The sequence below is a fragment of the Streptomyces albipurpureus genome (assembly GCF_023701525.1).
In the GTDB taxonomy this organism is placed as follows: domain Bacteria; phylum Actinomycetota; class Actinomycetes; order Streptomycetales; family Streptomycetaceae; genus Streptomyces; species Streptomyces albipurpureus.
The window spans coordinates 176,069-190,674 of the sequence record NZ_JAMQAW010000003.1 but is presented as its reverse complement, the minus strand read 5'-3'; the positions used below and the strand labels follow the sequence as shown (position 1 = coordinate 190,674).

General features: G+C 68.1%; 8 protein-coding genes. 4 read left to right on the top strand and 4 right to left on the bottom strand.

Annotation, left to right across the window (positions count from 1 at the left end; genetic code table 11):
• Positions 1 to 120: 120 nt before the first annotated feature.
• On the top strand, positions 121 to 396 hold the full coding sequence (locus tag NBG84_RS04200; RefSeq protein WP_250917878.1) for a hypothetical protein: 276 nt from the start codon (positions 121 to 123) through the stop codon (positions 394 to 396).
• 337 nt (positions 397 to 733) lie between these two features.
• On the opposite strand, the gene NBG84_RS04195 is transcribed toward NBG84_RS04200, so the two are convergent.
• Positions 734 to 1,777, bottom strand: coding sequence for a hypothetical protein (locus tag NBG84_RS04195; RefSeq protein ID WP_308312002.1), 1,044 nt, complete (start codon positions 1,775 to 1,777; stop codon positions 734 to 736).
• Between the two features lie 481 nt (positions 1,778 to 2,258).
• Here NBG84_RS04195 and NBG84_RS04190 point away from each other — a divergent pair, with 481 nt between their 5' ends.
• Complete coding sequence (locus tag NBG84_RS04190; RefSeq protein WP_250917877.1) at positions 2,259 to 3,869, top strand: amidase family protein; 1,611 nt, start codon at positions 2,259 to 2,261, stop codon at positions 3,867 to 3,869.
• A gap of 246 nt (positions 3,870 to 4,115) precedes the next feature.
• Here the strand turns inward: NBG84_RS04190 and NBG84_RS04185 are convergent, their stop codons facing one another.
• Positions 4,116 to 6,809 carry a tetratricopeptide repeat protein gene (locus NBG84_RS04185; RefSeq protein ID WP_250917876.1) on the bottom strand — a complete coding sequence of 898 codons (2,694 nt, stop codon included), beginning with the start codon at positions 6,807 to 6,809 and terminating at the stop codon, positions 4,116 to 4,118.
• A gap of 682 nt (positions 6,810 to 7,491) precedes the next feature.
• Positions 7,492 to 8,664: an NAD(P)/FAD-dependent oxidoreductase gene (locus tag NBG84_RS04180; RefSeq protein ID WP_250917875.1), complete on the bottom strand. Its 1,173-nt coding sequence runs from the start codon at positions 8,662 to 8,664 to the stop codon at positions 7,492 to 7,494.
• A 1,011-nt stretch (positions 8,665 to 9,675) separates the two neighbouring features.
• On the opposite strand from NBG84_RS04180, the gene NBG84_RS04175 reads away from it, so the two are divergent.
• Complete coding sequence (locus NBG84_RS04175) at positions 9,676 to 10,398, top strand: dienelactone hydrolase family protein (protein WP_250917874.1); 723 nt, start codon at positions 9,676 to 9,678, stop codon at positions 10,396 to 10,398.
• Positions 10,399 to 11,182: 784 nt separating this feature from the next.
• Here NBG84_RS04175 and NBG84_RS04170 read toward each other — a convergent pair.
• Entirely contained in the window at positions 11,183 to 12,592 is a 1,410-nt protein-coding gene (locus tag NBG84_RS04170) for a choice-of-anchor A family protein (protein WP_250917873.1), read from the bottom strand.
• 1,478 nt (positions 12,593 to 14,070) lie between these two features.
• Between NBG84_RS04170 and NBG84_RS04165 the strand changes: the two genes are divergently transcribed.
• On the top strand, positions 14,071 to 14,256 hold the full coding sequence (locus NBG84_RS04165) for a hypothetical protein (protein WP_250917872.1): 186 nt from the start codon (positions 14,071 to 14,073) through the stop codon (positions 14,254 to 14,256).
• Positions 14,257 to 14,606 lie beyond the last annotated feature (350 nt).

Here is a 14,606-nt window from a genome sequence, read left to right as displayed (position 1 = left end):
GACATTTCGCCCTACGCCCCCGATGGTGAGGTGACGCCCATGTGGCAGACAACAGAAGGTCCTGCGCCAAAACGCACCCTGATCGTGCTCATGGTGCTCGGAGCGTGTATCCCGGGCACCATGGCTGGCCTCATCCTCGGACCGGTCGGGGTCGACCACATCCTGCGGGCCCTCCGGTGGATCGAGGGGGGACCGGGCGATCCCTCGTTCCTGCTAGGGGCGCTGCTCATTGCTGCGGCGATCACTCCCTTCGCGATCGGCGTCGCCGCGGGCGCGTATGCCCGCCGCCGCGGCCGGCCATGGGAACAAGCCGTGAAGACAGGCGCTGTCACCGCGTTCCTCACCGGTGTGGTCGCCTTCATCGCGGCCATGCCCATCGCCGTCGTCTTCGCCTAGCGGCTGGATGATCCCGCAGGCGCGGGGCGGGGCCGAGCCCGCATATCCCGCACGGCACCCCGACATCCGGCAAGCTCCGGCGTATCACCGGCTTCGCCAGAGTTCCCCCGCATGACAGTCTCGGGCAGGCCTCGCCGCCGCGAAACACCGACGGCGATGGCGCCGATGGTCGCGGAAGCCATGGTCCGGTGACCGCAGCGGTCCCATGTCGCTGTCCCTCACCAGGACGCGTATCGAGCAGTGATCATCGGGTGGTCCGGGGATATCTCCGACCCAGATCATCAAGGCGCGCAGATGAGGGCCGGCGAGGTAGCTGGCCGGAGCGACCTCGCCGTTCCTACGACGATTTCGCGGCCCAGTACGCGGCCCGCACCTCCCCCTCCGTGAAGTCCCGGCGTGGCAGACGCAGGCCGAGGGACTTCTCCAAGGCGTGGAAGTACAGCTCGAACGTGTCGGTCACCTCGGGGTGGTCCAGCTCGGCGCGGCGTACGGCGCGGTTGAGGAAGTCCAGTTCGCCGCCCCGCAGATAGGGGGCGAGGCCGCGTTCGTACCAGATCAGTTCCAGCACGCCCTGGTCGTCGTCGACGCGGCGACCGTCCCGCAGGTAGTCGAAGGTGTAGATGGCCTTCGCGGAGGTGGCGGACAGCCTCACGCTCTCCTCGATCCCGAGCGCCGTGTATGCCTCCTTGTTGGCGAAGGCCCTTCGCGGCGCGTCGTGGTACAGCAGGAACGTCCACCCGCCGGCCCGCCCGAAACAGCAGCTCTCCCACTGGCGGTCCCCGTGGGCCCGGCCGCTGTCCACGGCCTTCAGGTCCTTCAGACGCGTGCCAGCCGCGACCTGCGCGGGATCGGCCCCGTACAGCAGGGCCAGCCGTTCGGCGTCGACGGTTCGCCCGGGCGCCGCGCGGAAGAAGGCAAGGGTCGTGTACGGGTGCTGTTCGCGCCAGGACCCGGCTATCCAGGCGAGCCCCTCCAACGGGTCGCGCCCGCACGCTTCGACCGTCCCCGTGTCGTCCAGGCCGCCGCTGCGAAACCGTCTGCCCCACGCCGGATCGATCCGCTCCATCGCGTCGGCCACCTCGGCGACGCTGCCGCCGCGCCGACGCACCGCGGCCTCAGCGATCAGGTACAGCACCTGTTCGAGGTCGCTGGTGACAAAGGCCTCCCGGTAGGCACCGTAGTGGCCGCGCACGGTGCCGTTCTCGTCCAGCAGCAGGCACAGTCCCTCGTCCTCCGCCTCCTCAGCGCGCTCGACGCACTCGTCCAACGCCTCGTCCGAAAACGCCACGGGCGGCAGCCCGACCCCGTGGAGCAGGGCGTGTCCAGCGGCGGTGCGCTGCCACGCCTCCGCGAGTGTCCCCTGAGTGATCTCCATCTCCATGACATCAGCATATGAAGGGGCACTGACAACCGGCCGATCCTCTCAACTGGGCCGCGTGCACCGTCGAATCGGCCCATGTCGTGCGGTTCTTCGACACCTACGCCCCGCACCTCGGTCTCGGCCGCGCCCAGTCGTTCGACCACACACGCCGGGAAGCAGACCATCTGCCGGAGCACGAGGATGACCTCGACTGGGACATCTGCGCCGAACTCTTCCGCGACGAAGCCCGGGACCCGCTGCCCGGCGCCGAACCCACCGGGGCTGGAGCCTGCCGTACGCCGTGGTCACCGCGCCCAGAGGCCACTTCACCCCGCTGGAGGAGCACGCCCGTACCACCGCGCTCGTGCCCTTTCTGCGTCACGCCCGGATGAGACAAGCCCCGTGACGGCGCCGGGCGCACCTGGGGCGAGTCGGCCGCTGCGGTGTGGAGAGGCGCAGAAGTCTCTTGCGCCCGGCGGTTCTCCTGCACTGGGCTGTCCCCATGAACAAGAGAAGCCTTGCGGCATTGACCGCGGCCCTGTCCTTGGCGCCCCTTCTGGCGGCGGGTGTGCCGGGGCAGCGTGCGGCGGCCGCCGAATCAGATGCCGGCGGTTCCTCGGCCCCCACCGGATCGGCGCTCCTGCGCGGAGTGGACCTGGACACGGTGACGATCCCCGAGTTGCAGGCGCGTATGAAGCGCGGAACCCTCACCTCGTCGGAGCTGACCCGGGCGTACCTCAGGCGGATCGAGGCCATCGACCCGAAGGTCAACGCGGTGCTGCGCATCAGCCCGACGGTCTTGAGCCAAGCGGCCGCCAGCGATGCGCGGCACCGTCGCGGAACGGTCCGCGGCCCGCTCGAAGGCATCCCCGTCCTGCTGAAGGACAATGTGAACACCTTTGACATGCCGACGACGGCCGGATCGCTGGCGCTGGCCGGAAGTCCGCCGGACACGGACGCGGAGTTGGTCGGAAGACTGCGTGCGGGGGGTGCGGTGATCCTCGGCAAGGCCAACCTGTCCGAATGGGCCAACTTCCGCGCAGCGAAGCCGACGTCCGGCTGGTCGGCGGTGGGTGGGCAGACACACAACCCGTACGTCCTGGACCGTAATCCGTGCGGATCGTCCTCCGGTTCGGCCGCCGCGCTCGCCGCCTCGTTGGCACAGGTGGCGATCGGCACCGAGACGGACGGCTCCGTCGTGTGTCCGGCCGGGATGAACGGGGTCGTCGGCCACAAGCCGAGCCTGGGAATGGTCAGCCAGTCCGGTGTCGTCCCGATCTCCGCCGAGCAGGACACGGCTGGCCCCATGGCGCGTAACGTCATCGACACCGCGATCACCCTCTCGGTGCTCAGCGGTCACCACACCGCGGGCGCCGACCTTGCCTCCGGCCTGACGGAGGCGGTCACGCGCCGCGGTGGTCTGCGCGGCAAGCGGATCGGCCTGTGGCGGCTCCCCTCGCTCGGCGCCGACGTGGACGCCCTGATGACCCGGACCGCGACGCGGCTGCGTGCCGCCGGGGCCCGGGTCGTCGAGGTGACACCGCCGTACCAGGGCAGGCTCGCCGAACTGGAGTTCCCGGCCCTGCTGAGCGAGTTCCACCGGGACATCGACACCTATCTCTCCTCGCGCAAGGGGCCTCGCGACCTCGCCGGGCTGATCGAGTTCAACCGTACGCACCCGGCCGAACACACCTGCTTCGCCGGCCAGGAACTCTTCGAACTGGCCCTGGCAGCGCCGCCGACCACGGATCCGCGCTACCGGGCCATGCGCGCCGAGCTGACGGACCTGTCCCGGCGGTCCATCGACGAGACGATGGCCGCCCACGACCTGGACGCCATCGCCGCCCCGGCGAACCCGCCCGCCTGGACCACCGACTGCGCGCGGGGCGACAACGACGTGATCCCGTCCTCCACCCCGGCCGCCGTCGCCGGCTACCCCTCACTGTCCGTGCCGGCCGGGTTCGTCGGCGAGTTGCCGGTCGGCCTGCTCCTGATGGCCGGTGACCGCCAGGACGCCAAGCTGCTGTCGCTAGGGGCGGCGGTGGAGCAACGGCTGGACGCCTGGCGTGCACCGCGGTACCTACCCTCGGTCCCATCCGGGCGCGCCGACTAGGCCTGTTCACGGTTCAGATCATGTGGCTGACGTGATGTGCTCCAGCCACATGATCCATCCACTGGGACGGAGTCCGGCGAGGTAGCTGGTGGGTGCGCCACGAGGCGAGGACCGCTCCTGAAGGTCGCCGCCCCGGGCGACAGGACTCGGGAGCTGAGCACGGACTCCCTCGTGGCGGCGGCACTCGACCGGTTGTTCCCGCACATCCTGCGCGTGGGCGACGAAGCCTGTCCGGCAGACTCCCGGTCATACGGTGGGCCCCGGGGCGCCCTGCTGGGTCAGCCCGTCCGTCGAGGGCTCGGGGACTCTGTCGAGAGCGTCCCGGAAGTGCTGCTCCGAGCGATCCATGCCGAGCCATTCCGCAAGCGTCTGCCAGACCGCGGAATAGGCCACACACAGGTTGTGGACCGGCTTCGGCTTCAACCAGGCCACGCCATTGGCCGTCGCCCTGCTGAAGCTCTCCTGCCCCTCCTCCATCCTCACCCTGTGGGTCTCGTTTCCCTGCAGGTCCTGCTGAAGGTCCCGCAGCGTTGTCTGAATGTGCTTGCTGTCGTCCTTCGCCATCGCACGCGAGAGCATCGACGGAGGGAAGCCGGGCGTGACCGGCAGTACCGGGTGGCTGTTGCGGACGGCAGCGATGAGCTCCACGCGGTCCTCCCAGTGGCCCAGGCGGTTGGGGTCGGTCACCTTCTTCACGGAATCCCAGATTCGGCATTCGCTCTGGAGCCACTCCGCCGCTACCCGAATCTCGAAGCTGGACTCCATTCCGCGCAGAGCCCACACCCTTTCCAGCACCTGCGCCGCCTCTTGGAGGAGCCGGTGGTCGTATGCCCTCATCTGCGCCTCGGACCAGTTGTCCGGTGGCGTTGCGGCGGGAATCTCCACCCCTGGGTACGCGGTGAGTTCAAAGCGCTGGAACAGGGGGTCTTTCCGAAGATGTGCCAGATCCGGGTCTTCATGGGCCATCCAGGTCCGCTCGACCGTCGCGAAATCGCCCCGGGGAAGCAGAACCGCCTGTTCGAGTTCCTCGACGGCGAACTTCACATGCATCGCCCTCTCCTCTTGTTTCCTCCTTCTCTCTTCCTCTGTGGCCTCCTCCGCTTCGTCCTCGACGCCTCCCGCCTTCAGGGCGACAGCGTGCACGCAGGCGCTGTTGTAGCGGGTCAGCCAGTCGCTGCGGCGGCACAGCGGTAGCACACGACGCAGCAGTACCAATCGGCTCCGGGCCCTGTTGACCAGATCTGCGAGTTCCTGGGGAGCGATGTCCGTGCTCACCGAAGGCCCGGTGCGCCAGCGGTAGCCCAGGGACGGGTCGAGGTCGACCGAATGACGCGAGCGCGCGTGTTTGAGGGACCAGGCGAGCCGGAGAGGTGCCCACACGATCTGGTTGATCCGGAAGGCGCCTCTGGTCACGCTCTGCCGCGGTCCGAGGTAGCTCTGCACACTGGAGAAGGGGGACAGGAACCGCAGGAGGCTCTCCACCCGTGCGGGCCAGTAGAGGCCGGCGACTCGCGCCCAGCGGTCATCCGCTGCCAGCCGGTTCGTCTCCTGTATGGAGGCCCGCTGGAAGACCAGGCGCACCAGTTCCTCATCGGGATAGGACGATCCGGTCGTACGGCCGGTGTGCGGCTTCAGCGCACAGGTGAGCCACTTCTCCTCGGTACCGCTCGGTACGAGTCCGATCGCCGCTCTCCAGTAGCGGTTCGCGATGAGGCCCGCCAGGCGTCCGCGTGTGCCGTCGTCCCGGGCCTCGCCCGTGTCGAACCACTGCTTCGTCGTTTCCTCCGAGGTTCCCAGGATGACGGCGTTCCGGTACCGCAGGCCGAGCACCTCGCGGTAGCGGTGAGGGTGGATCAGATAGCGCAGGCGGCACCAGCCGGGTTTCCACGGCCGCAGCCACAGGCGCTTGGTGTACTGCCCGGTGGTCTGTCCATCAAGGGTGAGGGCCCGCTGGCAGGTCTCCAGCGCGTCGATGTGCAGCCCCATCTTCTCCTGGACCTCCGCCAACTCGCTGCGCAGATGCGGGTTCTCGGGGTCGAGCGCGATGGCGTCGTAGTAGCGTGACAACGCCTCGTGATAACGGCCCGCCCGGCTCAGCTCGCTGGCGTTCTGGTAGGACTCGTACAGTTCGGGACTGAGTTCCCGCCCCCACCATCTCCGCCACGGCGGCTGCCTCCCGGCGCGGGTGACCGGCAGGAGTGTGCTGATCACCCAGCAGCCCGCCTTGCGGATGACCTCGTCCCATTCGCTTCCCCACAGGGTGGTCGAACGGGACCCGCCGAACACGTACGCGGTGACGGTCACGGTCATACCCAGCCGGTCCGGCTCCTGTTCCCGAAGCCGGAGCACACCGCCGACCCGGTAAGCGAGCTTCGGCCGGAGCCGGCTGAGCAGGCGCGGTATGGCGCTGCCCAGCGACTTGGCGTCGAACTCGACATCTCCGACCAGTTCAAGAAAGCTCATGGGCGGTGCTTCCGCGGGCAGCGTCGTCGGTGCGTACATGCTGCAGTCGGACAACTGCTGACGCAGCTCGGCGGTGAGATCCGCGGCCGACTGGGTGAGGGACTTCGGCGGTGTCGCGTCGATGAGCTCCTGGACGTCCACCGGGCCCGGTTTGTAGGCGAGGAACGCCCGCGTCGCCCGCCAGTACAGGTACAGGACCATGAGGGCTACGGCGAAGAACCCCAGTCGCTGGCCGAGGATGAGACCACCGTCCGGGTCGAAGACCTGCCCGAGGCCACCGCACACCCGGGCCAGCCAGCCGCTGATGCCCCAGGCCCAGTCACCAACGCTCCACGCCTCGTGCCCCTTTCCCGCCAGGGTCAGGAGAGCGAGCAGCGCGACGGTCCCCACACCGCTCCACACCCACCAGGCGATCCGTCTCGGGGCCGGGAGCGCGGACGTCAGCGCGGTGTCGCTTTCCCTTCGCCGATTGACCATGGAGAACTCCCGATCGGGAGGAAGACCCTGAAGGCCCCTTTCCAGGCTAGCCGCCATTGCCGCGACGGGCAGGACGAGGGCCCGCCGGGCGAGCGGGACGGGGGCCGGGCACCTCGGACGGGACCCGAGCCGGTTGCGAGGGGCGGCGCCGCGGCGACCAGCCGCATCCCCGGCACCGGGCCGGGGAGACCCGGGCTACTCGTGGGACAACCCGAACACCATGTACTACTCGTTCGACTTCGTCGGCTACGTGCCCTGACGGCCAGCCCGACCGGACAACGCCCCGCCTCCCCTCCGGATGCGGGGCGTTGTCACGCGGCGGACAATGAGTAGGCGAGGGGGTCGGCGTCAGGAGCACCGGACCTGGGCCGGGAGCGCGACGAGCACCACAAGCGCGACAGGCGTGCGCGTCACGACATGCACTGCGAAGCGCGACGCCCCCCGACACACGATCCCGGAAGAGGCGCCGGTGTGCGGTGAAGCGGGTGCCGCGCGCGGCGCTGCGAATCCTGGAGGAGTACGGTCGGCGTACCTGTTCCGGGGGCTTGGTCAGACAGGGGCGGTAAGCAGTTGCGGGGAGTTCGGGGGAAGGGTCTGAGTCCTGGTGGGTCCGGACCCGGGAAGACTGGTCTCTCGCGGGCGTGCCGCCGCCTGCTGTGGAGGAGGCGGTTGAGGGCGCAGGTCACTGGTCACCCAGTCTGGTGGCGTGTTGCGTTGCCTCGATGTCGGAGCGTGCCTTGCCGAGGAATCGTGTGGGCCGGAAAGCTCTCAGGAGGTCTTGCTCCCGTTCTGTCGAGATCTCGGTAGCGACCAGGCGTCCCAGAATCGGGGCCAGGGTGATACCGCTGTGGGAGACGAGGCAATAGATCCGGGAGCGCCCCGACGCGTAGCCGGCGACGGTGTGCCCGTCCAGGGGCAGCGATCGGAAGCCGATGCGCGGGTCGAGGTCGATCTGCGGTCGTTCACCTGGCTGGGGCAGCAGTGCGGTGAATCGCTGAGCGATGGTGCGCGCGATGTCCCCCTCCGCTGTCGGAGGGTCTTCAGGATCGACGAGAGCGTTCAGGTCGAGAGCCTGGAGGACGGTGTGCCCGCCGTCTGAGGGGCGGAGGTTGAGGCCGGGGCTGTGGATCACACAGCGCAGGTCGAGTCTCGGGGACCTGGCGTGGACGAGCAGACCCACGGTTCGCGATCCGCGACCGGTGTCCGTCACCATGGGAACGTTGATCCCCGCCTGGGCAGCCAGCCCCTCCGTCCAGCGGCCTGCCGCCAGAACGACTCGGTCGGCCCTGAGGACATCGCCTTCGGCCAGGGTGATGGACACTCCGTCAGCAGTGTCCTCGATGGCCACGACCTGACCGATCGCGTACCTGGCTCCATGCCGTCTGGCGTCCGCCAGCAGCCTTCCCATGAAGAGGTCCGGTAGCACATACCCCTCGCTGGGGAAGTGCGCGATGGAGGTGACGGTTGCCGGGATGCGGAGGTCTCCCGCGATCCGCGTCGCCTCGGCAGGTGTGACGAACCGTGCGGGGTAGCCAAGGGACTCAAGCCGTTCCACATTGTCGGTGAGCCATCGCTCGCTTGCGGAGTCGGCCCATTGCAGTGCCCCGCTGGGGAAGTACGGCAGCGCATCCCCCATCTGCTCGGCGAGCCTGGTGTGCTCCTCCATCCCCGCAAGGCCCAGCCGGTGGTAGTCCGGGGCAAGCCTGCGGTACGAGTTGATCCAGGCAAAAGTAGTTGCGGTCGCACCGGTGCCCGCGCCCCACCGATCCAGCAGAACAACGTCCTGACCGGCTAGAGCAAGCTGCCTCGCGACACTCACCCCCAACACGCCTGCACCGACAACGACGACCTTCATCTCTCGTACCCTTCCCTTTCCGGCAGCGGCACTCTGATCACACAGCGGAGACGGGGAACTCCCCAAAGGAGCACAGCGGTTCCCGGACGCACAAGGGTCGTGACCACCTCGACAGTGTTTCCGTCATCCGCACGCTCGAATCATTTGCCCTCACCTGCGGCACCCACCACTCCGCCCAGCTTCCGAGCGCCCTGTGGATAGGCGCCGCGCCTACCGCCGCCATGCGCCCACACACTGGTTCACCAGGGCCTCCACATCGCTCGCGAAGGGGTCGCGAGGCATGCTTACCGCCGTCTGCGCCTGGCCGTATCGCCCACACACTCACGATCCCGACCTGCGTGTGGCATCGGCACTGGGGCAGGTTCAGGCCCCGGTCTCTTCCGCGTTCGGTGAAGCAGATCCTCGCGCGGGTGGACACGGTGGCCGGTCAAGCACTCGACGAGCCGACGCATTTGATGGTCGTTCACATCAGCCCCGCCGCGAGGGCCAACGACCGGACATCGCTGGGGAAGGTGGGAAACGGGTCGATCGGAGGGCGGCCGCCCTGACATCCATGGCCCACAGGGCCACTGCCGACCCGGACCGCACCCCCTCAGGCTGTGATCAAGCTGGCAGACGCCCGTTCCCCCGCCCGTCACCCCGCCGCCCTGTGCACCGCCTATCCGACCGCAAACGGAACTGCCCCCCGTTTGCGGCGCATCGGCCATCAGGGTTCCCCTCGACGCCGGCGGCGACCTGAAGACCGCCGTCCTGTGTCATCGAACCGTGAGCGTTGTCATCGAGGGTTGGGGGATGCGTTCGTCCGGCCTCGGGGAACCCGGCCACGGCGCCTGCGCGAAAACCCGCTACCGCACCACGGCGACCACTGCTAGCCTCCGGGAGGCCGTGCGAGAGAACGAGGAGGTGGTACCCGTGGACGCAGTATCGACATGGGTGCTCCCCTCCGGGGTCACGGTCGGGCGATAGGTCGTCCGGGAGCGCCGTTCCAGAGCACTCCCGAAGGGCACGACCATGCAATTCACGTCTGAACAGCGCCTCGACGACGGCGTCCTTGAGCGCGAGTTCACCCTTGGTGAGATACCCGGCACCCTGTGGACGCCTGGATCCGCCGCACCGGCCCCGCTGATCCTGATGGCACACAACAACGGCTTGCCCAAGAGCGCGTCCCGGCTGGTGGCACGGGCCCGGTACTCCGCGGCGTCCGGCTACGCGGTGGCCTGCATCGACGCCGCCGGGTGCGGTGACCGGCCCCGTTCCGCAGCCGACGAGCAGGCCCGCGCAGACCTCCACCGGGCGTTTCAGGCCGACGAACCGGTCGATGAGGTCTTCGAGTCCATCATCGGCCCGCTGGTGGAAAACGCGGTCCCGGAATGGCGGACCACCCTGGACGCCCTCCTCTCGCTGCCCGCGATCGGCGGCCCGGTCGGGTACTCGGGGTGGACCGCCGTCGGCATCCGCCTTGCGGTGGCCGAACCACGCATCACGGCCGCCGGCTTCTTCGCCGGTGGGTACGTGCCCCGCGCCCAACGCGAGGAGGCCCGGCAGGTCACCATTCCGCTGCTGTTCCTGCTCCAATGGGACGACGAGGGGAACCCCCGGCAACGGGCCCTGGACCTCTTCGACGCCTTCGGCAGCAAGGAGAAGACGCTCCACGCCAATCTGGGCGGACACACCGGCACCCCGTGGTTCGAGGTGGAGGACGGGAACCGATTCTTCGGCCGGCACCTGAAGTGAGGCCGGGCCGGCAGGCCAGCGGCAGACCGTAATCGACGTCGGCCACGATGCCGTCATCGAGGACAGGCCCCCGGCCCTTCTCGATGACGGCACCCGTCAGATCACCACCGCCCCGATCGCAGCGGTACCGGCCACCAACGCCAACATCAGCCGGGTCCACTCCCGGGAGGTACTTGGCCCGCACCCAGCGCATCGCCGGGCAGCCCGGCTGTCAGGAAGACGGCGGGGAACCTGTTCTCGCGTACGGCATCGTTCTCCATCAGAATCGTGCTCGGCTTCACACGCTCCACAGGGACCGGAGTGCCCTCGCGGAACTGCGAGTGATACGCGGTACGTGGAGCAACCCCCTGCGCGCACCCGCTCCGTTGTCGTGGAAGATCACATTGGGCTTGTTGACGTGCCGTATGGTTCCGTCGGCGGTGTCGCTCAGCGCTCGGGGAGTCTGTCCAGGGGCGGGGACAGCCGTGGCTCGCCCTGTCGTATGCAATGAAGTGATGTGACGGAGCAGGCGGCTTCGACTCCAACGCCTTGCCGCCCTGCCCCGTCGACGACGATTGCACCGGTCTGCCTGATCACCAACCTGTGCCTCGCACTCATGGACATCGCGTCTGCACTGTTCATGCCTACCCGTTCGACAACGACCAGGTCCATGGCCCTGAAGGGCATGCCGGACCTGAAGCGCAAGCCCTGGACGCGGTTTACACATGAGCTGTCGGTCGATTCCCAACGCCCCGACCACCGTAACCGGAGGCGCGCCCGGAACGCCGGTTGGGCGTGGTCTGGATCAGTTGCTACCGCGCCTTCTGACGAAGACGATCAACACCATGCCGCTGGCGAGGGCGAGTGCGGCCGCGCCGATCACCCAGGGGCTTCCGAGCGCGCCGGTGATGGCGAGTTGTCCGTCGTCACGCTTGGCCTCTCCCCCATCTGGGCCCCCGTCTGGGCCCCCACCTGGGGTTCCATCGGGTGACTCTGCGGGACTGGGATTGTCTGTCGGTCCGGTGGTCGGCTCAGTAGGCCCGTTGGACGACTCCGAGGGAGCGGGTTCGTCTGTCGGTCCGGTGGTCGGCTCGGTAGGCCCGTTGGACGACTCCGAGGGAGCGGGTTCGTCAGTTGGTCCGGTGGTCGGTTCCGTAGGGGTCGGGGTGGGTTTGGTCGGCGGCTGAGCGGTGTCGCAGGAGGGCAGGTCTCCGGTGAAGGGGTAGCCGTGGAGTTCCGAGCCGGAGGAGGCGGTGTGGTTCAGCGAACCGGCACTGTAGAAACGGCCGTTCATCCCTGGCACCGCTACGTTCGTCGTGCTGTTCTGCGCGCCGACCAGGACGGACCCCTGGAACTGCGCGCCACCCTTGAAGGTGACCGAGGTGGCGTCGGGAAAGTTCCACAGGAGTCGCTCCCGGATACCGGCGGGCTTGAGGTCGTGACCGATGTAGGAGCTGATGGTTCGCTGGTCGCCGAGCATGTTGACCAGTACGGTCGCGCCGTCGGGAATGCCCTCGAAGGCGATACCCTGATCGCCGCCGGTCGCCGAGGTGGGATTGAAGTCGACGTTGAAGACCTGAAGCTTCGAGGCACCGTCGCCGCGGAAGAGGGTCTGGTACCCCTGGTTGACCGCGGTCCCGGTCGCCGGTCGTGTCTTGCCCTCGACGTAGGCGTAGCACCTGCTCGCGGTGGTCAACTGGGCCCGCACCCCCCGGTAGGGCCCAGCCGCGCCGGGGTCGTGCACCGGCGCGGGAATGACCGTGCCGCTGAGCTTCCCGCCGTACTTGACGACGCCAGAAGTCTGGCCTTCCTCGGTGAGTAGCCGCTGCCCGTTGGCGACGGTGATGTCTCCACCGACTGTGAGGAAGTCAGTGCCGTTGGGCGGTGACACCCGCGAACCGACCCCCACGATGCCGGCGTTGTAGACGCTGGAGCCAGAGGTCTTGTTCATCGAGAAGTCGCCAAGGGTGACGATCTTGCCCTCGGCCTCCGCAGCAGACCCGCCGACGCGGTAGTCACCGCCGACGAAGATGTTGATGTTCTCGTCACGCCCGGGGACGGGACCGTTGTGGGGGTCCTCGTACGAGCCGGGGCACGACGATCCCAGACAGGGCCCAAGCCCGCCGGGTAGCGGGGCCGCGTATGCCGTACTGGCGCCGACGCCGAGCAGCGCTGCGAGGACAGCACCAGTAAAAGCGGAAAAACCTGTTCTCATCACTCTTTTCCTTGCCATGTCACCAACTATGCAAGCCATCAATCCCCAATATACCCCCAGGGGGTATATGATCGACGTTCTTCTTTTCATCGCGTCAGATTTCTGCGGGAAATGCCACACGGTGCGTCAATTCACCTACTCTCCGTACCGAATGAGGGATCGACACCCGCCCTAGTGATCCCCAGCACACCCGTTCCGGTCGGCTCGAATACCGCAATTCCCGCGCCTCCCGGGCCCCGCCCCGCAGCCCGAGAACTCCACACGGTGCGCCAATTCAGCTACTCTCCGTGTCGCATGACAGCACGTCACCCACCGTACGAACGCGGGAACCAACCCCCGGAGCGTGCCGGCTCCCGGCACCGCACCCCTCCTCCTCCATCGCCGCACAGACCGGCACCCCGGCGGCTTCGAACCGCGCGGAGGACGGATACCGGCGACCGCAGCCAACGCCGGACGACCAACGGTCTGGCGGGTGTGCGGCCCACTCAGGGCATCACATCGTCACTAGATGAGGCACCTTGCCTAAACTTCCCAGGCATTTCCTATGGCGACCCCTCCGGGCGGTCCCAACAACGCACACGGGAGCGGCCTTCACAGCCCGCCCTCCCCCACCGCCAAGCTCTGGCGCGTACCCGTACTCAAGGCCCGGCGAAGCCTCCAACGAAACCGCTCCTATGACGTCACCCAGCCCCGTCAGGTCAGATGGCCACCCCGGTCACGCACTCCTCGACGTGACCGACCGTCACCCACTCGTGAGACCAGCGGAAAACATCATCCCCGCAGGTCAAAAGCGCGGAAGCGACCTGCCGATGCCACAAAAGAACACCGGGCCATTGCCCGTTCTCGGGCACCTCACTCCCCGCATGGGGTGACCCGCATCACCCCATCTGGCCGCCCCGAAGGAAATACGAAGGAAGCCTATTGAATTTACGCGATGATGCCCTCGAATAACGGGATTCCGTGATTGGCCAAATCCGCAGGCGGGTGAGGCATTCCTGAGAAAGACCGCTTCCGTAGCGGTGAAGAGCGCCGCCACCTTCACCAACACCAAGCAGGGCGGGCCCATCCAGCCGCCCACCATCCCTTTGACGACCCCGCCGGTCACCCCGACACCGACCCGATCCGCCTCCGCCCCGCCGATCCCCCGACGGACACGCCCAGCATCCGACCCTCCGAGGGGTCCCTCGCTCACACCGGGGCCGACTCCGACATCTGGCTTCTCGCCGCCGACGACCTCCTGGTTGGCTACGAACTGATCATCGTCAGGGTCCCTGGAAGGCGCCTTCCAGGGGGCCTTCGCCTGTCTCGACACAGATCGGCGCCGACGTACTGCCGCCACCTCGTACACGCCCACCCCAACCCGAAGGCCCCGGGAACCATGGGCGGTTTCTAGGGGCCCTCGGCAGATCCGGCTGAGGCTTCAACCGCACACGGCGCCTGCGGCAGACGCAGTGCTCCGTCGGAAGGGTCAGACATGCATGACGGCCCCCGACGCGAGGGCTCCAGCCGCCCAGGCGACCCTGACGGGCGATTGGCTCGATACATTCCTCGACGGCCGCCTGCTCACAGCCGTACGCCCGGTCGACGGCCCCCGACCGAGCTGGTTCGTCGACGGGGACAGCGACACATGGGAGGACGACCTGTTCACAGGGCTCCCGGTGTGACGAGGGCCTCTCCGCGCGGGCCACAGGCTCCCTTCCGCCCTGCGTCGTAGGCTTGTGCGCTCTGTCTCCGAACGTCACACGAGCAGTACGTCGGCCCGACGGGTTTCGCCTTCCGCTTTCCCACCGTCAGTTCCTCGGCTGTCGGATGTACTGGTCGTGCCCTCGCTCACACTCCGCGCTGTGCCAGGAGATCCAGTCCCAGAGGTGTGCACCGGTGCCACACGGCTTTGCCTTCGCGTTGAGAGACGACCAGCCCGGCTTCACAAAGTGCTGTGGCCTGTATGGACGCTGCCGCCAGGCTAACCGCGAGCTGGTTCTGAAGCCGGGCCTGCACGTTGTGACAGAGGCGT